This is a genomic window from Neisseria sp. P0001.S005 (assembly GCF_051963715.1).
Genome location: NZ_JBQCTZ010000055.1, coordinates 1 through 19,765 on the forward strand (window position 1 = coordinate 1; position 19,765 = coordinate 19,765).

Here is a 19,765-nt window from a genome sequence, read left to right on the forward strand (position 1 = left end):
GACGGGTTTCAGCAGCTTGTTGCAAAACAGAATAAGTCATGATCTTTTCCTTAAATTAATCTTTATCTTTACCAAAAGCGTTATCCAAAGCCCACGCTCCGCCGCCGGCTACTGCCAGATACAAAAACACGAAGCAGAACAAAACGGCAGATTCACCCTGGTTGGCCAATGGGAACAAAACATTACCAGAAGACGCGTGGGCCATAAAGTAGGCGGCTGCCATCTGACCGGACAAAACAAACGCGGCCGGACGGGTGAACAGGCCCAATATCAATAAGATACCGCCGACAATTTCCAAAATACCGGCCACCAGCATCAAGCCTTCAGGCGCGCCGCCCATGGACATCGGAAAACTGAAAAACTTGGCGGTACCATGCAGCAAAAACAGATACGCCGTAACAATACGCAAGACGGACAGTACAACCGGTTGGAATGATTTGAGGGCTAACATCTTAATAATCCTTATTTTAATGGCTACCTGAAAGAGGTAGGGAGCAATTTCAATAAGTGCAGTATAGATAATTCCCAGTAAGAGATATATACTCGAATTATTGATACAACGTTTCCTAATAAGAAATCATGGATACCCTATTCAGCCTAAAAGTTTTCCGCCAAGTTGTTCAAAGCGGCAGTTTTACCCGTGCTGCCGATCAGCTCGATATCTCCACCGCCATGGCCAGCAAACACGTCAGCCATCTGGAAAACACCATTCAAGCCAAGCTCTTACACCGCAACAGCCGCAACCTCCACCTGACCGAAGCAGGCGAAGAATACTACCGTCAATGCAGCTACGCGCTGGATACCTTGGACACCGCCGCCCAAAAAGCGGCAGGCGGTACCGACACGCCGCAAGGTATGTTGCGCGTTACCATGCCCCTGTGGTTTGCAGGCGGCAATATGAGCGCATGGTTGGCCGAATACCGCCAGCGTTATCCCAAAGTCACGCTCGACCTCGTCCTAGACAACCGCCATATCGACCTCATCGCCGAAGGTTTCGATCTTGCCTTGCGCGTTTCCAAAACTCCCTCCCCTTCGCTGATCGTCAAACCGCTGGCCAAAATCGAGTTCGTCCTGCTTGCTGCCCCCGACTATCTTGCCCGACACGGCACACCCGATACACCTGAAGCCGTCATGCAGCATCAAGCCATTCTGCCTTCCTATACCAGTCAACAAGACTGGGAAATTACCCACCGCACCACAGGAGAAAAAGCCATCCTCCACCTCTCCCCCGTTATCCGCAGCGACAACACGCTGATGATCCGCGAGCTGATTAAATCAGGTGCGGGCATAGGCTATCAGCCCCTTTGGGCAGTTCAGCAGGAATTGAAGGACGGCACATTGGTCCAACTCCTGCCCGATTACACCATCTGGACAGACCAACTGAACGCCACCTATGTCGACAGAGCCTTTCTCAGCGCGAAAGTGCGCAGCTTTATCGACTTTCTCAATGAAAAAATATCGGAAGGATAAACATCAAGGCCGTCTGAAACACTTTTCAGACGGCCTTTAATCAAAGCAACAATCCAATCAATAATTGGTCGAGCAGAACTGTTCACGTTTGTCCGCATCGGCGGCATAGCATGTCAAACCCATGCCTGACGCATTGCTGTTGTTCGCTTTCGCACCCGGTTTCTTGTTCACCAAAACCTTACCGTTTTTTCCGATTTCAACGGTTACGCCTTTGCCGTTTTTCAGCTTCCATTTCAACACTTGCGCCTCGGCACTTTGGCACTTGCTGACCGTACAGCCGCCTTCTGTCGCGACGTTGCCGTTTTTATAAATCACGCACTGCTGCTGGCTGTCGGTACAGGCCGCATACGCAGCAACGGAGAAACAGGAAATCAGCGCGGCAAACAAAACAGGTTTCATGGTTTGAACTCCTAAAGTTGTGATGATGGGTTTGTGATATTTGGAACTATACGCTTGTTTACATGTGCCTACTACAAAATGTATCGGTAAGATTCAATAGACGCATCACTATATCCACTCCACTAATTATCTAATTCACCCCATACGATAAAGGCCGTCTGAACATCACTTTTCAGACGGCCTTCAATTGGTTTTCTACCTTAACGCTTCAACTTCGCAAACGCATCCGCCATTGCCGAATTGGTTGGGGCTCGCTCGTTGCGTTGGGGTTTGCGGTCGCGGCGTTCTTGATGTCGGGTTTCAGACGGCCTGTTGCCTTTGGCTGTGCCACCCAGTTCGTCATCCAACCGCATAGTCAGCGCAATGCGTTTACGCGCAGCATCGACTTCCAGCACTTTTACTTTCACCACATCGCCGGCTTTCACCACTTCACGCGGGTCTTGGACGAACTTGTTGGACAGGGCGGAGATGTGCACCAAGCCGTCCTGATGGACGCCGATGTCCACGAACGCGCCGAAGTTGGCAACGTTGGAAACCACGCCTTCGAGTATCATGCCGACTTGCAAGTCGCTGATTTCATGGATACCTTCAGCGAATGAGGCCGTCTGAAACTCGCCGCGCGGGTCGCGGCCGGGTTTTTCCAGCTCGGACAGGATGTCCAGAATGGTCGGCAGGCCGAAGCGTTCGTCGGTAAAGTCGGACGCTTTGATTTGCTTCACGCGCTCGCGGTTGCCGATGAGTTCGGCGGCGGTAATGCCTTGTTGCGCCAGCATTTTGGCAACTACAGGATAGGCTTCGGGGTGGACGGCGCTCGCGTCCAACGGCTCTTTGCCGCCGTTAATCCGCAAAAAGCCTGCTGCCTGCTCGAAGGTTTTTTCGCCCAAACGCGGTACTTTCAGCAATTTTTTGCGGCTGTCGAACGCGCCGTTTTCATCGCGGTAGGCAACAATATTTTGGGCAAGGGTTTGATTCAAACCGGAAATCCGCGCCAAGAGCGGGGCGGAGGCGGTGTTCACATCCACGCCGACGGCGTTCACACAGTCTTCGACCACTGCATTCAGCGATTTGGCGAGCTGGCTTTGGTTCACGTCGTGCTGATACTGCCCCACGCCGATGGATTTGGGGTCGATTTTGACCAACTCGGCGAGCGGGTCTTGCAGCCTGCGGGCGATGGACACCGCGCCGCGCAGGGAAACGTCCAAGTCGGGGAACTCGCGCGCCGCCAGTTCGGACGCGGAATAAATCGATGCGCCGGCTTCGGAAACGACGATTTTGTGCAGCCCCATTTCGGGCATTCCGCGCACCAGTTCGCCCGCGATTTTGTCGGTTTCGCGGCTGGCAGTGCCGTTGCCGATGGCGATGAGTTTCACGCCGTGTTGTTTAATCAGGCGCGACAGCGTTGCCAACATATTGTTTTCTTGATGCAAATAGACGATGACCGTATCCAGCAACTTGCCCGTGTCGTCCACCACGGCGCATTTCACGCCGTTGCGGTAGCCGGGGTCGAGACCCAAAGTAGTTATCCGTCCGGCGGGCGCGGCGAGCAGCAAGTCTTTGAGATTGCGGGCGAACACGGTAATCGCGTCGGTATCAGCGGCTTCTTTCAGACGATTTAGTGCTTCAAGCTCCAACGACAAAAAGATTTTCGCGCGCCAAGTCAGGCGTACGGTATCGCGCAGCCATTTGTGGCCGTCTGAAACCTTAAAACGGCGGGCGATGATTTGCTCGTATTCGCTTTGCTGCGTAATCGGCGTGTCGTCGGGCTGGTATTTGAGCGCGATGTTCAACACGCCTTCGTTGCGGCCACGCAAAACCGCCAGCGCGCGGTGGCTGGGCATGGTGCGGATGGGTTCGCGGTGGTCGAAATAATCGCTGAATTTTTCGCCTTCGGTTTCTTTGCCTTCAACGACTTGCGCGTGGATTTCGGCTTCGTTCCACAGCTTGTCGCGCAGCGTGCCGATGAGTTCCGCGTCTTCGGCAAACTGCTCCATCAGAATCGCACGCGCGCCGTCCAGCGCGGCCTTGGTGTCGGGGACGTTTTCGTTCAGGTAGCCCTGCGCGGCGGCTTCCACGTCCTGCGGCTGCTCGGTAAGCAACACGTCCGCCAGCGGCTGCAAACCGTGTTCACGCGCGATTTGCGCTTTGGTACGGCGTTTGGGTTTATAGGGCAGATACAGGTCTTCCAGCGCGGTTTTGTTGTCGGCAGCTTCGATTTGCGCCCTGAGGTCGTCTGAAAGCTTGCCTTGCTCTTCAATACTTTTTAAAACAACGGCTTTGCGATCTTCCAATTCGCGCAGATATTGCAGCCGCTCGGCAAGCTGGCGCAGCTGCGTATCGTCCAGCCCACCCGTGGCTTCTTTACGGTAACGCGCGATAAAGGGTACGGTCGCGCCGTCGTCCAAAAGCTCAATGGCGGCATTGATTTGCGCGGTAGTGGCGGAGAGTTCTTGGGAGAGAATTTGAGTAATGTTCATCAATAGAATTCCAACGGACAGGCCGTCTGAAATTTCAGACGGCCTGATTTAAAAAACAATCGCTTTAAGGCAGCGAATTATAATATTCGTAGGCTTTGTCCATATCTTCAAACTGGTGCATATGCCCTTTTTCCAGCACCATCGCATTATCGCAATATTGCTTCATGGCGCTGTGGCTGTGCGACACCAAAATGATGGAACGGTCTTTGCGCTTTTCAAACAACTCGTACTTACATTTATCGGCAAAGCGCGAGTCGCCCACTGCAATCACTTCGTCAATCAAATAGCAGTCAAATTCTACAGCCAACGACAAAGCAAATGCCAAACGCGCCTTCATACCTGAAGAATAACGCTTAACCGGCTCGTAAAGATACTGACCCAGCTCGGAAAACTCTTCGGTAAAGTTCTTCACATAATCGATATCGACATTGTAGATCCGGCAGATGAAACGCAAATTGTCCATACCGGTCAGACTGCCTTGAAACGCACCGGAGAATGCCAAAGGCCAAGAAATACTCATCGTCCGCTTGATTTCGCCCGTGGTCGGCGGCTCAACGCCGCTAATCAAACGAATAAGCGTCGATTTACCTGCACCGTTGCGGCCGAGAATACCGATTTTCTCGCCCTTCTCCATTTTGAAGTTGATATCGTGCAAGACTGTCCGCCAACCTTGGCGGGTCAGATAGCGCTTGGAAACGTGTTCAACTGAAATCATTGCGGCTCAACCCCTTTGCTGAATCTCGCCACCATCGCCAAACCAAGCAGCAGCAAAACTAAATTACACAACAAAATATACCAAGGATTTTCGTAAGTCGTAACGCTGTTACCAAAATATCCGGCACGGAACATTTCTGTACCATGCACCATCGGAAGCATCAGCACATAGTGTTGCAACTGCTGAGGCAGGTTGTGTACGAAGAAAAACACGCCGGACAAAGGCATCATCACAAAACTGATGGTACTCCAAACCTTGCCAAACGGCTCAAAGTGAAATGCCACCGAACAGATGACCAGCCCCAATCCAACGGCAAACATAGCCATCAAAAGCCAAGCCAACAACATATAGAAAATATCTGCCGGTACATCAATCCAGCCGATGACGACCAATGCGAACATAATCACAACCTGCGCAATGGTGGCACCGGCAATCTCCAACAACATACGCGCAAAAATGGTATCTAAAACACGTACATTTCGGTGATACAGCAGGCTTGTATTGGCCGCAATCGAACCGATGGCGCGATTAGAGGCATTACGCCACATCATCATCATCGGATAGCCTGTCAGCGTGAAAGCCACGATATTCAAAGCCGACACGTTGTGCATGCGGAAAAACTTCCACATCAACACCATAACCAAAGTCAGCAGCAAAGGTTCGACAAATAACCACAAAAAACCAATGTTATTACGACCGTAGCGAGTAATAATTTCACGCATTAAGAGTGCGCCGATTACCCTTTTTTGGATAAGCAGCGACTCCAAAAACGATGTTTTATGTAGCTCTTTCATCAGTTTTTATGCTCACGGATACTTGCAGACAGCAACACAGCAATGCCATAGACAATCAAACCGATGACAAACGTTGCCACAATGTTGTACAGACGGTTTGGCTCATGCGCCAAGTCAGGTTTGTTCGGTTGGGAAATCACTTCCAAATACAATTGCTGACGATCTGCTTCCGCTTTTGCACTTTCCAAAGAAGTCATCGCTGCAGCCAATTGTTTCTCGGCCAATTCGTTTTCCAGATACACGCGCTGATATTCCGCCGCCTGATTGGACAACGAACCCTCGCCACCGCCGGAAATCGCTTTCATTTGTTGCGAGATTTCTTTACGCAAGCTCTTCTCGCGCGCAATCAAACCTGGAATTTGCGGGTTTTCAGGCGTAACAGCTTTTACCTGGTCAAGCTGGGTTTGAATGACAATCAACTCGTCCTGCAATTTAGACACCAAACCCATTTGCACATCGGATTGCGCCTTCAAGTCGAAAATACCGTTGGACACACGGAATTTTGTCAATTGGGCAGAAGCCTCTTTAACTTGTTCTTCAGCCGAATTGACCACTTCCTGAGCATAACGAATCGTATCCTGACGCGCACGTTCGTTCAGCTGGTTGATCAATACCTCACCCTGTTTGAGCAAAGCATCATTAATCTTTTGAGATTCACCGGCATTGAACGATGTAACGCTCAAATTGGAAATGCCTGAGACAGAGTCAAAATGGATGGATACCTTATCTCGGTAGTATTGATAAAACGCTTCATCCTCGCCACGTAGGCCAAAACCATTAAAACGGCTGAAGATGTCGCCTTCTTTTTCATAAAAATCACGAACGGGCATTTTCTTACGCAACGCGTCCAAAGCTGAACGCGACTGCATATATTCCTGCACGGTATAAATATCGTCTTGAGAACGAGAAAAACCAGACCCCTGCAAAATAGCGCCCAAACCGTTCAAAGACGATTGGCTCTTAGGAGAACGCACCACAAAGCTGGACTGGGATGTGAACTGATCAGAAGCAAATAGTCCGTAATACACACCGGAACACAAAGTCGGCACGATAACCGTTACCCAAAGCAGCGGATTAATCTTACGCAACCAAGACTTCTTGGCCTTTTCCTTTTCGGGAGCCGGTTGTTCCGGTTTCACATCCACATTTGTAGAAACTTGTTCAGACATTATTTTCCCCATTAATTCGTTAAATTATTAATACTGCTCGCACCGCTAACCACAGGCGAGAACACAAATGACAAGAACTTACGTACTTCAGCCAACGGCGCATTCGATACGTACACCACGTCCTTATCCTTCACAGGAAAACGCTGCATCCAAAACATAGAATTTGCATCTGTCAGATTCAAACGGTAAACCACAGGAATTTCCGCACGATCGCCATACCCTTTTTCTGCCCATTTAGATTGTTTTTCCGGCGGCAACTCAGACAAAGGCGCATAACGGAATACAAATACGCCGCGCGCATCTGCACTATAATCCTGCAGACCGCCCATACGTCCCACAGCCTCGGCCAAAGACAAGCCTTTCACAGAGAAACCGATCTGCTGTGCGCGACCGACTGCACCCATAGAAGTAAATGTGCTCGGATTTGTAATCATTGTGACTACATCACCGCGACGCAACAAAATATTTTGACGCGGATGCGCCACCAAATCTTCCAAAGCAATCGTTCTCACAACATTACCGCGTGTCAACTGTACGTTCGTATCTTGTACATTCGCAGTCGAACCGCCCACCGCAGCCACCGCATCCAACACACGCTCGCCTGCAGCCGTCAAAGGCATACGTACACTGTTACCCGCACGGATAACCGATACATTCGCCGCATTGTTTTGCACCATGCGCACCATTACCTGCGGCTGGTTCGCCATTTTTTTCAGACGGCCTTTAATAATGTTTTGCACCTGAACCGGTGTTTTACCGAGGACAGACACATCGCCGATAAACGGCACAGAAATCGTACCTGCAGAGCTGACCATCTGTTCAGGAAGCTTCGTTTGCTGCGCATTACCCGAACCGGTAGACGACAAAGCCCCGCCGAACAACACAGCCGGAGGAGCTTCCCAAATCGTAATGTCCAACATATCACCGACGTCAATGGCACCGACAGAAGCATAGCCCTCTCCCAGCTGGGCCAAGGATTGACCCACTTGAGCTTGATAAAGAGAAGCAGCCACATCAGCATTAACATCTACCAATTCCACATCGGGAATATTTGCTTCATTTTGTTGTCCCAAAGCAACAACTTTACCAGTACTTGGACCGGAAGCAGGAAGAAGACTACACGCCGACAATACTGTACTGAACATCAGCAACATCGCGCGCTGACCAAAAAATTTAGCTTTAAACACAGATAAAATCCTAATATACTTGGAATTCAATTCCATCATTATAACATCTGAAAATCAATTTAGGCCGTCTGAAAAACGACGTCCGATTTTTACCACATTGCAAAAATGAAACGACTTAAAAAAATAACTCTAAGACCAAGCATCCTCTTTGCTGGCCGCAATCTCCTCGCAAAGCATACCTCATTACAATTGTCGATGCGCCTCCTTGACTCGCCATTCCATTATTAAAAACCGGCAGTTTCAAAACGGTATGTAGCTTCGTTAAAAATAGCGAGACACTCCTTCCCCACAAATTTCATACCAAATAACGCTAAGCAGCCAGCTATTCCACCTATACCACATTGTAAAATATGTTATCATTATAGTAAATTCTCTGTATAACATATTAAATTTTTGGAAGAATTTGGTTAAATACTCTACTTTCGATACCAACAATTTCCCAAATAAGATCTCTTGATCTAAATAACTATTAAGACATTAATACGCATATTTAAACAATATTATTCACTAATTTATAAATTTGGATAACGTACAATGAATAGAAAACTTAGAAAACTTCTTCGTGACCCAAAACTCTTTTTTCGCGACATGTATGCCAAACGTGTAATGAAACTCAAAAAATACCTTCCCTTAAAATACGAAGGTAATAATCAATTTACAATCGTTTCAGCCGTTTATAACGTCGAAAAATACCTTGATGAATACTTTGACAGTATCGTCAAACAAAGCTTGGATTTCAAAAAACACATTCAAATCATTCTAGTGGATGATGGATCAACCGACCATTCGGCAGAAATCATCAAACGATGGCAAGCCAAGTTTCCCCGAAATATCCATTATTTTTACAAAGAAAATGGCGGCCAGGCCTCGGCACGCAATCTGGGTTTACAACATGTTGAAACCGAATGGGTAACATTCATAGATCCAGATGACTTTGTTTCTTCTGATTACTTCTACAAGACAGATAACTTCTTAAGTAATAATGCCAACATTAGCATAGTAGGTTGCCCATTAGTATTCTACTTTGAAGATAAAGACATGGTGAAAGATACACACCCCTTAAAATATCGTTTTGCTAAAGGGGATATTGTCCTTCCATTATCTAATCTAAAAGATCACCTACAATTATCTGCAAGTACTGCTTTTTTCAAAATTGATAATATCCGTAATGCACATATTTATTTTGATGAGGCAATGAAACCTAGCTTTGAAGATGCAAAATTTGTTACCGATTATATTCTAAATACTGATGCCTCAACTAATGCTGCTTTTCTGTCAAAAATCAGTTATTTTTATCGAAAACGTTCTGATGGTTCGTCCACGTTAGATGGAGCATGGAACAATCCATTACTATTTTCTAGGGTAATTGAAAAAGGCTGTATTGAAATTTTGAAAACAGCCAAAATGAAATTTGGAAAAGTCCCTGAGCATATTCAAAGAATCGTCCTATACCATATCATCTGGTATTTTGGTCGTATCGTAAATAAACCTGCAGCATTGTCACATCTAAACGAAGAGCAAAAAAAACATTTCGTTGCCTTATTACATGAAATGTTTTCATATATTGATGAAGCAACAATTCTTCGCTTTAATTTAGCAGGGACATGGTTTTTCCAAAAAGTAGCTCTGCTCGGTTTATTTAAAAATACAGCACCTAAGAATCAAATTGCTTATATTGAAGATTTTGATTTGAAAAAGAAACAGATTTTGGTGAAATATTTTTCAAATTTTCCAATTATCGAACAATGGGTAATCAATGGTAAGGAAATATTCCCTAAATACCAAAAAGAAGTTGTCTATGACTTTCTAGGCAGTTTATACACTAAAGAATACCGCACATGGCTTCCTTGTCACGACATGGGCGATTTAGAACTTTTTTTAGCCGGTAAAAGAGCCAAATTAACATTCTCAGGAAAACAATTTGACAAACTACCAATCGAAGCAGTATTCACTTCATTCAAACAAAAATCCACGGTTAAATCGAATGACTGGATTTTAATGGATAGGGACAATCAGGCCGATGATAATGCAGAACACTTATATCGTTATATTAGTGAAAATCATCCAGAACAAGATATTTATTTTGCCCTGAAAAAAACCTCCTCTGATTGGAAAAGGCTCGAACAAGATGGGTTTAATTTGCTTGAATTTGGCTCATCTGCATTTGAGAGTAAATTAAAAGACTGCGCAAAAATCATCAGTAGTCATGTTGATGGATATATCACACATTATTTCAAAGATAATTCCCTATTAGATAAAGACTACGTCTTTTTACAACATGGCATTACGAAAGATGATTTATCAGGTTGGTTAAATACCAAAAAAATTGCTTGTTTCGTTACAGCGACAAATCCAGAATACCATTCTATTGTGGACAATACGACTGCTTATAAATTTGGTAAAAAAGAAGTTAAACTGACAGGTTTCCCTCGTTATGACCGTTTACTTATCAATAACAATACCGAATCTAAGCAGATTTTAATTATGCCAACATGGCGTAGCTCCATTGTAGGCACATATATTTCAGGTACAGAACGAACAAGAAACCCTGATTTCATGAAAACTAACTATGCCAGACATTGGCATGGTTTCATGAATCACGCCATATTAAAAGAACTGAATGATCAAGGTTATCAAATCGTCTTTGCACCACATCCAAGTATTCAGGAATACATGGATGAGTTCACTGTACCTGACTTTATTAAAATCTATAGCTATTCAGAAGGTAACATCCAATCCGTCTTCCAAAATACTAGCATCTTGATTACAGACTATTCATCTGTTGCATTTGATGTAGCCTACTTGAATAAAGCTATTTTGTATTATCAATTCGATTATGATGAAGTATTCTCCAGTGGAAATCACACCTATCAAAAAGGTTATTTTGACTATAACCGAGATGGTTTTGGTGCAGTTGCTTATAATGAAACAGAACTTCTGGCAGCATTAAAAGATCTAGTAAACAATCAAGCTAAAGTACCTGATTTATATCAAAAACGTATCGACAAAACATTCCAATTTAGGGATTCGAATAATTGTGAGCGTGTCTATCAGTCTATTACAGCACTTGACCAACCTGACATTACAGATAATCTGCCTATTATTCAGAATATGATTACCCAAGCTGAGAAACTTCATGCATGGGACTTGGCAGCAACCCGTATCCAAACTCTGCTTAATACAGGCCGTCTGAATGCGGAAGAAACAGCTGATTATCGCCATCGCTATCTGAACGCTTTATTTGAAAGCAACCAGTTTGACACTTTGCAAAACCTGTTACCTGATTATCCCGATACCGCAGGTTACTGGCATGCGAAAATGGACTTATATATTGGTAATGCCGTTAAAGGGGCGGAATTTTTTGCTGAAAACGAGCATATAGGAACGCAAAATGATTTACTTGTCGCATTGCTTGCAGCCTCGTTTCATCAAGCAAAAAGGCCGTCTGAAAAACTGTTTGCCCGGATAGGTACAGACTTACCCGACTCATATCAACCTTTGTTAGCCGTAGCACAAAAACTATCGGAGCAGAATTATTTTGTAGCATTGGCTTTACTGAAAACGTATATTGATAGCTTGGACGATCGCACAAAAGGTTATCTCAAACCCGAGCTATTGGCTTCTTACCTCTGCATGAAACTTGGTAACTTACAAGGCGCGCATCAGTTTTTGGTTGCTTTTGAAAAACATACTCAGAATAATCCAAGTTGCCGTATCGCCATTGCAAGACTGGCAAAATTACGCGGTGATTCTGAAAAACTATTTACCCAGCTTAACCGTGCCTTTGAAGAAAATCTGCTCTTAATTCCTGAAGATTTAACAGTCGATTATCTGAAAAAAATGTACGCTACCGGCAACACTGACGGCGAAGGATATCTATTGGCTCAACTGCGCCAAAAATATCCTGAGAATCCTTCTTTAGCCTTGTATGAAGCTGAAAAACTTGCCCAAAACCAAGATTGGGAGTCTGTCACCAAAATATTGGCTGATTTTGCACAAACCTCACCGGAAACGATGTATCTTTATACAACTTCTTTATGCCGTCTGAAAAACCATCAGGCAGCACAACGTTATTTTGACAGCCTCTCTCTACAAGACACAGCAGCATATTGGAAACTGGCAGCTGAAATAGCCGAAGCGAAAGGTGACAAGGCATTACAGGCTGAGTGTCTGAAAAAACAATTGGCTTGTTTAGAGTAATCTCAGTCTTATCTTAAAAAAGGCCGTCTGAAAACTTCTATGTTTTCAGACGGCCTTTACTGTTAAATTCACTAATCAAGTTCTACTGTTGAATTGATATAGGTAACATGATTCATTTCTGCCAAATCCTTACCTTCATCTATATCTGTGTATAAAACATTATTGCGTTCCCAAAATACATCTTTGCGTATGACTTTAGCCGGTACGCCTGCAATAACACAGTTATTAGGAAAATGTTTTTTCACTACCGAAAATGCACCAACAATACTACCGCTACCAATCTTTGTACCACCCCAAATTGTTGCGCCATAGGCTACCCACACTCTGTCTCCAATGGTAACGTCTTTAGAAACATTTAAACGTTTTCCAGTATGAACATCATAAATCGGGTGTGCATCATCAGTACGGATTTGATTATTAGTGGCAAACATACAATCTTCACCAATGGACAAGGTTGTATGTTCGGCAACAGTAATATAAACCGGATTGGTACTGGTGGTTTTACTGCCGATGTTAATCGTACAGCCTACTCCCAAACACCATTGGCCTTGCATAGAAACATTTTCTCCAATATAGACTTTACTGTCCTTGCCTAAAAATTCCAAAAATACATTACGCAAGTTTGCATTAGGGTGGATAACAACTTCATTCCCACCTCCTCCTAGAAATTGGAAATGACAGTTTCGCAGATTATCAGGTGCAGTAATTTTATTTCCGGAGGTGTCGATATAATTACCCGACATCACCTCTTTTTTGCAGCTGTTAACTACTGGCCGTTCAGAAAAATATTGTTCCGCACGTTCGGCCAATTTGATAAATACCGCACAGGTTTGGGCAAAATCCAAAGTACTGACATCATAAATGTATACATTATCCCCATCCTGCTTAGATAAGCTGAAGTTTGGAAACATTTCTCCGATATTATCTATCTCACTTTTATTACGATAAAACAGGAAAATCTTCTGCCAATCTAAATTTAAGCTGACAGAAAATGGTGTTTCACGGTCAGATTTGAAATTGCAGTACACATTCTGCTGATAATAAACATCAACAGACGTATTCTTTAATTTGATACTTTTAAGAATTTCTTGCTGAAATTCTTCAGCTGTTTTACCTAACATTACATTCCCCAAACATGATAAATATGGTTCAAATATTAAAAAAATAGACAGTAAATTTTAAACTTACTGTCTATTTACTTCGCATTTAGTTCAGATTAATGTCCGAATCAGTGATATGGATGTCCAACAGCAAATTATTGATAATGGTATTGGACAAGAATACTGTGTTGCCTGAAAAATCTATGTGCTTTTGAATTTTTTCAAAGTCAAACTCGCATAATACAACTGTAGGCAATGCTTCTTTCAGCTCTTTAATATCCGGGTAAAACTCTGATACCTTAGCCGATGAAATGACCACTTGATTTTCAAGGTTATGATCAATTACATCTGGTAGCTTTTTGAAAGTCTCCAAAATCGGCGTACGGATAGAATGCAGATACAATGGATCTTTGCCACCATAGTATTTATGGTTGCCCAAAAATGGGTCGATTGCAAAGGTTTTGTACCCACCAATTAAGCCGTGATATACCGCTCCTGTACCGCCTGATGATGCACCGCAAATGACTACGTTTTTCTTATCTACGCCATAAATATTCATCAGGCTCTTAATGAAACGCTGGATATTGTCTTCGATATTTTCATCAAACTTTGTATTCAACCCGTGACTGCCAAACGCGTCTGATACATCAGCCATACGGATGATATAAGTATTTGGCATAATGCTGTTGCTGATAAATGGAAATGGGTGGCTATAATAACGGTCAACCATATTCTCATTACTCTTATTGGTATAAGAGAACAATACCAATAGGTTTTTCTTGTTGGCACTCAATACTTTCGGTGCTTCAACAGTATAAATGACATTTTCCAACTCATGGAAAGAGTCTGGGAAATAAGCCAGAAGATCTTTATAACTGTGCTTGTTCACACGACGGAACACACTTACACCCATTTTGTGTTCAACAGCTAAAAAGCCTCTATTATTTAGCTCATAAACATAATCACTTAGTCCATGATTCCGAGCATAGCTTAGGAAAAACTCATTACTGTCACCTTTAACACCAATGTATTCAACTTCCGGCTTATCCAAATACTCGGCTAAATTAATGCCTTTATTTTTTTCAACATTCAGGATGTAGCACAGTTCGCTGCCAAGATAAATGGAAGTGACTTCTAAAATCTCACTAAATTTATCCTCGATTTTTGCCCAATCGGTTTCAGCAAATTTAAAAGACAATACTGTCTTTTCTTGATTAACCGATTGTGGGTAACTTCCATAAATTTCTGAAATATATTTCAGAAATTTATGGAAGCCGGAAATCTTAGAAATTTTGCTCTTATTACGCTCAATAAAGTTAAAGGTTTGTCCTACTGCCGTATAACTGACGCTGACAAAATAGTCGTTCAACAGAAAATCAAACACTATACTTTGATTGTTATAAATCCAAGCGTTAACCTTTTGAGGATCAATCTTGGCTTTTCGTAAGATGTTTTGCTGAATTTGATATAAATCCATTTTATAAACCCTGCTGATATTTTTCCAACAATGCTTTTTTGTCGGTTTTGTGGTTGGTGCTGACTGGAATTTCATCAATGTGAATAAATTCAGACGGCATCATGTAAGACGGTAAATTTTGTACTAATGCGTCTTTGATCGCCTGAGTATCGGCATTTTGCTTGGCTGTATAGAAACACACCAAACGCAATACTGCGCCTGTGTTGCGCTTCAAAGCCACTACTGCCACATTATCAAAGGCAAATTCCTTAAGGTTAAGGATTTTTTCTTCAATTTCTGAAAGTTCGATACGATAGCCATTGAGCTTAATCTGCTCGTCTTTACGGCCTTGTACATAGAACAATCCATTTTTTTCAAAACCGTAGTCACCTGTTTTATAAGTGCGGTTATCTGCACTGTGTACGACCAAGCGTTTAGCATTTTCAGTTTCGTTGTTCAGATAGCCACGCATTACATGATTACCGCTAATCCAAATCTCTTCGTCAACAATCTCTAATTTGGAATTAAGCACGGCAACGCCTACAGGCAACTCTTCTTCTGCCGCCAGCATATCAGGTGTAATATCAACGTAAGTTGTTGCTACAGTAGCTTCAGTCGGACCATAGGTATTGATAACGCGGACACCGGGAAATTTTTGAAAAATCATATTTACTACTGGTTTGCCAAGTTTTTCGCCACAGAACAAAAATTCTTTCAAACTCGGTAAAGTAGCCTGACTGCATTTAGGGTTAAGCAGCTGCTGCATGGCAAAAGAAGGCGTGGAAACCCAAGTAGTAATTTGTTGTTTGGCCAAAAAATCAATCCAGGTGGCAGGATTAGAAATAGCATCACGACTGTTCATGACAATGCAACCACCGTAAGCCAAGTTGCCAAAGATTTCGTACATTGACAAATCAAACGCAAACGGAGCCTGATTCATAAACACATTAGGTGCTGCTAAATTAAGCTGCTCTTTCATCCATTTCATCAGGTTGAATACAGCTTCACGACCGATTTGCACACCCTTAGGTGCGCCGGTTGTTCCTGAAGTAAACATGATGTAAGCCAAATCTTTTTCAGCCAGCTCTACTTCGTCGTCAGTCTGCTTTTCAAAAGTTTGCGTTGCCGAACGGTACACAAAGCGTGCTTTCGACAGTTGGCAGATATTGTTCAGACGGCTTTCAGGATAAATACTATCCACCGGAATAAAAGGGATTTTGTTTAATAAGCAGGCATAAATTGCCACTGCAAAATCAATTTCTTTATGGCCGTGCAACACCAAAGGAATGTTTTTGGTAATATCTGCTATGCTTTTGTAAGCCTCGATAAATGCGGCTATTTTTACGCGCAACTCTTCCCAAGAACATTCCTGAGTATCATTAACTAACGCTTTTCCCGAAGTTTGGCTGAAACGGTATTCCAAAAAATCATCAAGATTTTGGAATTCATTTAATTGTTTCATGATTTAGCCTTTGTAATTATTTTCAACATATTGAATGATATTGGCTGAGTTTGCCAAAATATCAACCAGTTGCTCAAACGGCAAATCAACATCAAATTTTTGCTTGATGGCCATAACCAAATCCATTGCGCTCACAGAATCAATAAGTCCTGTAGACAACAATTCTTCATTTGCTGACACTTGTTTTTGTGCAACTTGTGAAATCAATGCCAAAACTTCGTTAGATACTGACATGGTAAGATCCTTTTATTAAAATTGAAATGATAACGCTTTGCACCCTGTGCATAACACTGTGATTATCCCATATTTTTTTACTTTTCAGGTAACTAAATATACAATATCCAAATAAAGCAGTCCCTCTTTGACAACATTTACATCAAGTCAGCTGAAAGCGTTTGTATTTTCAGCCAACCGGTTTCACGACTTCCAAACACAATTTTAATTAAGGAAAACCAATGACTATTCTTATTACCGGCGGTACCGGTTTTATCGGTTCTCATACCGTTGTTTCCCTGCTGAAATCAGGCTTTAATGCCGTAATTTTGGACAATTTATGCAATTCGTCTGCCAACATCCTCCCGCGCTTGGAAAAGATTACCGGCAAGTCTGTGCCTTTTTACCAAGGGGATATCCGTGATCGTGAAGTGTTGCGTCAAATCTTTGCGGAACACGATATTGATGCCGTCATCCATTTTGCCGGCTTGAAGGCAGTCGGTGAAAGCGTGGCCGAACCAATGAAATACTATGACAACAATGTGTCGGGCAGTTTGGTTTTGGCTGAAGAAATGGCGCGTGCCGGTGTATTTAAGATTGTGTTCAGTTCATCGGCTACGGTTTACGGCGATCCGGGTAAAGTACCTTATACGGAAGATATGCAACCGGGAGATACGACCAGCCCCTACGGCACGTCTAAGTCTATGGTGGAGCGCATTTTGACGGATATCCAAAAGGCCGATCCGCGCTGGAGCGTGATTTTGTTGCGCTATTTCAACCCTATCGGTGCACATGAAAGCGGTTTGATCGGCGAGCAGCCAAACGGTATCCCAAACAATCTGCTGCCTTATATCTGCCAAGTGGCTTCAGGCAAGCTGCCGCAATTGTCGGTTTTCGGCGATGACTACCCTACCCCAGACGGTACGGGTATGCGCGACTATATCCATGTGATGGATTTGGCGGAAGGCCATGTGGCGGCGATGCAGGCGAAAAGTGATGTTTCGGGCGTACACCTGTTTAATTTGGGTTCAGGGCGTGCTTATTCGGTATTAGAAATCATCCGTGCTTTTGAGGCAGCCTCCGGTTTGACCATTCCGTTCCAAATCAAACCGCGTCGCGATGGCGATTTGGCCTGTTTCTACGCCGACCCTGCCTACACCAAAGCGCAGACCGGTTGGGAAACCAAACGCGATTTGGCGCAGATGATGGAAGACTCATGGCGTTGGGTCAGCAACAACCCAAATGGCTACAACGATTAAGTTGACTTAATACAGGCCGTCTGAAAGAGATGTTTTCAGACGGCCTCTTTATCTGAAAAACACACATTCTGTCTGCTATAATCCGTTTATATTATTTTGACTATCCTCTGAAACTTATGAAAAAAATCCTTGTTACCGGCGGCGCGGGCTTTATCGGTTCTGCCGTTGTCCGTCATATTATCCAAAACACCCAAGACTCTGTCGTCAATGTCGATAAACTGACTTATGCCGGCAATTTGGAATCTTTGACCGAGGTAGCCAATAATCCTCGCTATGCTTTTGAGCAAGTGGATATTTGCGACCGCGCAGAACTCGACCGCGTGTTTGCACAACACCAGCCTGATGCCGTGATGCACTTGGCTGCGGAAAGCCATGTCGACCGCTCTATCGATTCGGCAGGCGAGTTTATCCAAACCAATATCGTCGGTACATTCAATCTGCTTGAAGCGGCCCGCGCCTACTGGCAACAAATGCCGTCTGAAAAACGCGAAGCCTTCCGCTTCCACCATATTTCTACCGATGAAGTCTATGGCGATTTGCACGGTACGGACGATTTATTTACCGAGACCACGCCCTACGCGCCGTCCAGTCCCTACTCTGCTTCTAAAGCGTCCAGCGACCACCTCGTCCGCGCATGGTTGCGTACTTACGGTTTGCCGACCATTGTAACCAACTGTTCCAACAACTACGGTCCTTATCATTTCCCGGAAAAACTCATTCCGCTGATGATTCTGAACGCGCTCGACGGCAAACCGCTGCCCGTGTACGGCGACGGTATGCAAATCCGCGACTGGCTGTTTGTCGAAGACCACGCGCGCGCGCTGTATCAGGTTGTTACCGAAGGCGTTGTCGGCGAAACCTACAATATCGGCGGCCACAATGAAAAAGCCAATATTGAAGTTGTCAAAACCATCTGCGCCCTGCTGGAAGAGCTTGTTCCTGAAAAACCGGCCGGCGTGGCACGGTATGAAGATTTGATTACTTTCGTACAAGACCGCCCCGGCCATGACGTACGCTACGCCATTGACGCTGCCAAAATCGGCAGGGAACTGGGCTGGAAACCTCAGGAAACATTCGAATCCGGCATCCGCAAAACAGTGCAATGGTATTTGGACAACAAAACCTGGTGGCAAAACGTATTGAACGGTAGCTACCGTTTGGAACGTTTAGGCACTGGAAAATAAGTTTTCAGACGGCTTGTTCCCATATTAGGCCGTCTGAAAATCACGCAAACACACACTACTCAGGAGAAAACCCATGAAAGGCATTATCCTTGCCGGCGGCAGCGGCACTCGCCTCTACCCCATCACACGCGGCGTATCCAAACAGCTGCTGCCCGTGTACGACAAACCCATGATTTATTATCCCCTGTCCGTATTGATGCTGGCAGGAATCCGCGATATTTTGGTGATTACCACGCCCGAAGACAACGCCTCTTTCAAGCGCCTGCTCGGCGACGGCAGCGATTTCGGCATTTCCATCAGCTATGCCGTTCAACCCAGTCCGGACGGCTTGGCACAGGCATTTATCATCGGCGAAGAATTTATCGGCAACGACAATGTCTGCTTGGTTTTGGGCGACAATATTTTCTACGGCCAATCGTTTACGCAAACATTGAAACAGGCCGCCGCCAAGACCCACGGCGCAACCGTATTCGGCTATCAAGTCAAAGACCCCGAGCGTTTCGGCGTGGTTGAATTTGACGAAAACTTCAACGCCCTGTCTATCGAAGAGAAACCGCAACAGCCCAAATCCGATTGGGCGGTAACCGGCTTATACTTCTACGACCAACGCGTCGTCGAGTTCGCCAAACAAATCAAACCGTCCGCCCGCGGCGAATTGGAAATTTCCGACCTCAACCAAATGT

16 protein-coding genes are annotated in these 19,765 nt (G+C 44.6%); 5 read left to right on the forward strand and 11 right to left on the reverse strand.

Annotated features, from left to right (window positions below; genetic code table 11):
• Positions 1-55 precede the first annotated feature (55 nt).
• Positions 56-451 carry a DoxX family protein gene (locus ACTHSP_RS08930; RefSeq protein ID WP_440345985.1) on the reverse strand — a complete coding sequence of 132 codons (396 nt, stop codon included), beginning with the start codon at positions 449-451 and terminating at the stop codon, positions 56-58.
• A gap of 128 nt (positions 452-579) precedes the next feature.
• Here ACTHSP_RS08930 and ACTHSP_RS08935 point away from each other — a divergent pair, with 128 nt between their 5' ends.
• Positions 580-1,470: a LysR family transcriptional regulator gene (locus ACTHSP_RS08935; protein ID WP_308881913.1), complete on the forward strand. Its 891-nt coding sequence runs from the start codon at positions 580-582 to the stop codon at positions 1,468-1,470.
• 57 nt (positions 1,471-1,527) lie between these two features.
• Here ACTHSP_RS08935 and ACTHSP_RS08940 read toward each other — a convergent pair whose 3' ends face one another.
• The 6 genes from ACTHSP_RS08940 to ACTHSP_RS08965 form a co-directional block, all read right to left on the reverse strand.
• On the reverse strand, positions 1,528-1,869 hold the full coding sequence (locus ACTHSP_RS08940) for a hypothetical protein (protein ID WP_440345986.1): 342 nt from the start codon (positions 1,867-1,869) through the stop codon (positions 1,528-1,530).
• Positions 1,870-2,069: 200 nt separating this feature from the next.
• On the reverse strand, positions 2,070-4,343 hold the full coding sequence (locus tag ACTHSP_RS08945) for a Tex family protein (protein WP_440345987.1): 2,274 nt from the start codon (positions 4,341-4,343) through the stop codon (positions 2,070-2,072).
• A gap of 64 nt (positions 4,344-4,407) precedes the next feature.
• A complete protein-coding gene (locus ACTHSP_RS08950) occupies positions 4,408-5,058 on the reverse strand; it encodes an ABC transporter ATP-binding protein (RefSeq protein ID WP_036492188.1) in 651 nt (216 codons plus the stop codon).
• Entirely contained in the window at positions 5,055-5,852 is a 798-nt protein-coding gene (locus tag ACTHSP_RS08955; protein ID WP_063068518.1) for an ABC transporter permease, read from the reverse strand. Before ACTHSP_RS08955 ends, ACTHSP_RS08950 begins: the two co-directional genes overlap by 4 nt.
• Complete coding sequence (locus ACTHSP_RS08960) at positions 5,852-7,021, reverse strand: capsule biosynthesis protein (RefSeq protein ID WP_314511899.1); 1,170 nt, start codon at positions 7,019-7,021, stop codon at positions 5,852-5,854. Before ACTHSP_RS08960 ends, ACTHSP_RS08955 begins: the two co-directional genes overlap by 1 nt.
• Positions 7,022-7,032: 11 nt before the next feature.
• Positions 7,033-8,208: a polysaccharide biosynthesis/export family protein gene (locus tag ACTHSP_RS08965; RefSeq protein WP_314511901.1), complete on the reverse strand. Its 1,176-nt coding sequence runs from the start codon at positions 8,206-8,208 to the stop codon at positions 7,033-7,035.
• 606 nt (positions 8,209-8,814) lie between these two features.
• Here ACTHSP_RS08965 and ACTHSP_RS08970 point away from each other — a divergent pair.
• Entirely contained in the window at positions 8,815-12,408 is a 3,594-nt protein-coding gene (locus ACTHSP_RS08970; protein WP_314511903.1) for a CDP-glycerol glycerophosphotransferase family protein, read from the forward strand.
• Between the two features lie 71 nt (positions 12,409-12,479).
• Here the strand turns inward: ACTHSP_RS08970 and ACTHSP_RS08975 are convergent, their stop codons facing one another.
• From ACTHSP_RS08975 to ACTHSP_RS08990, 4 genes are all read right to left on the reverse strand, one after another.
• Positions 12,480-13,529, reverse strand: a complete 1,050-nt coding sequence (locus tag ACTHSP_RS08975; protein ID WP_314511905.1) for an acyltransferase — start codon at positions 13,527-13,529, stop codon at positions 12,480-12,482.
• Between the two features lie 85 nt (positions 13,530-13,614).
• Positions 13,615-14,985, reverse strand: coding sequence for an XcbB/CpsF family capsular polysaccharide biosynthesis protein (locus ACTHSP_RS08980; RefSeq protein WP_004519077.1), 1,371 nt, complete (start codon positions 14,983-14,985; stop codon positions 13,615-13,617).
• A gap of 1 nt (position 14,986) precedes the next feature.
• Positions 14,987-16,426, reverse strand: coding sequence for an AMP-binding protein (locus ACTHSP_RS08985; RefSeq protein ID WP_314511906.1), 1,440 nt, complete (start codon positions 16,424-16,426; stop codon positions 14,987-14,989).
• A gap of 3 nt (positions 16,427-16,429) precedes the next feature.
• Positions 16,430-16,660, reverse strand: coding sequence for an acyl carrier protein (locus ACTHSP_RS08990; RefSeq protein WP_003747973.1), 231 nt, complete (start codon positions 16,658-16,660; stop codon positions 16,430-16,432).
• A 221-nt stretch (positions 16,661-16,881) separates the two neighbouring features.
• On the opposite strand from ACTHSP_RS08990, the gene galE reads away from it, so the two are divergent.
• The 3 genes from galE to rfbA form a co-directional block, all read left to right on the forward strand.
• Complete coding sequence (gene galE / locus ACTHSP_RS08995; RefSeq protein WP_314511908.1) at positions 16,882-17,898, forward strand: UDP-glucose 4-epimerase GalE; 1,017 nt, start codon at positions 16,882-16,884, stop codon at positions 17,896-17,898.
• Positions 17,899-18,014: 116 nt separating this feature from the next.
• Positions 18,015-19,082 (forward strand): dTDP-glucose 4,6-dehydratase, encoded by a 1,068-nt coding sequence (gene rffG / locus ACTHSP_RS09000; protein WP_070826780.1) that lies wholly within the window; start codon positions 18,015-18,017, stop codon positions 19,080-19,082.
• Between the two features lie 73 nt (positions 19,083-19,155).
• Positions 19,156-19,765: glucose-1-phosphate thymidylyltransferase RfbA (rfbA, locus tag ACTHSP_RS09005; protein WP_440345988.1), on the forward strand; the 610-nt coding region annotated here is incomplete at its 3' end.

What these genes read in the sequence shown, in the direction of transcription:
- ACTHSP_RS08930 (WP_440345985.1), bottom strand. Translation starts at nt 451, where the DNA reads ATGTTAGCCCTCAAATCATTCCAACCGGTTGTACTGTCCGTCTTGCGT.
- ACTHSP_RS08935 (WP_308881913.1), top strand. Translation starts at nt 580, where the DNA reads ATGGATACCCTATTCAGCCTAAAAGTTTTCCGCCAAGTTGTTCAAAGC.
- ACTHSP_RS08940 (WP_440345986.1), bottom strand. Translation starts at nt 1,869, where the DNA reads ATGAAACCTGTTTTGTTTGCCGCGCTGATTTCCTGTTTCTCCGTTGCT.
- ACTHSP_RS08945 (WP_440345987.1), bottom strand. Translation starts at nt 4,343, where the DNA reads ATGAACATTACTCAAATTCTCTCCCAAGAACTCTCCGCCACTACCGCG.
- ACTHSP_RS08950 (WP_036492188.1), bottom strand. Translation starts at nt 5,058, where the DNA reads ATGATTTCAGTTGAACACGTTTCCAAGCGCTATCTGACCCGCCAAGGT.
- ACTHSP_RS08955 (WP_063068518.1), bottom strand. Translation starts at nt 5,852, where the DNA reads ATGAAAGAGCTACATAAAACATCGTTTTTGGAGTCGCTGCTTATCCAA.
- ACTHSP_RS08960 (WP_314511899.1), bottom strand. Translation starts at nt 7,021, where the DNA reads ATGTCTGAACAAGTTTCTACAAATGTGGATGTGAAACCGGAACAACCG.
- ACTHSP_RS08970 (WP_314511903.1), top strand. Translation starts at nt 8,815, where the DNA reads ATGAAACTCAAAAAATACCTTCCCTTAAAATACGAAGGTAATAATCAA.
- ACTHSP_RS08975 (WP_314511905.1), bottom strand. Translation starts at nt 13,529, where the DNA reads ATGTTAGGTAAAACAGCTGAAGAATTTCAGCAAGAAATTCTTAAAAGT.
- ACTHSP_RS08980 (WP_004519077.1), bottom strand. Translation starts at nt 14,985, where the DNA reads ATGGATTTATATCAAATTCAGCAAAACATCTTACGAAAAGCCAAGATT.
- ACTHSP_RS08985 (WP_314511906.1), bottom strand. Translation starts at nt 16,426, where the DNA reads ATGAAACAATTAAATGAATTCCAAAATCTTGATGATTTTTTGGAATAC.
- ACTHSP_RS08990 (WP_003747973.1), bottom strand. Translation starts at nt 16,660, where the DNA reads ATGTCAGTATCTAACGAAGTTTTGGCATTGATTTCACAAGTTGCACAA.
- galE (WP_314511908.1), top strand. Translation starts at nt 16,882, where the DNA reads ATGACTATTCTTATTACCGGCGGTACCGGTTTTATCGGTTCTCATACC.
- rffG (WP_070826780.1), top strand. Translation starts at nt 18,015, where the DNA reads ATGAAAAAAATCCTTGTTACCGGCGGCGCGGGCTTTATCGGTTCTGCC.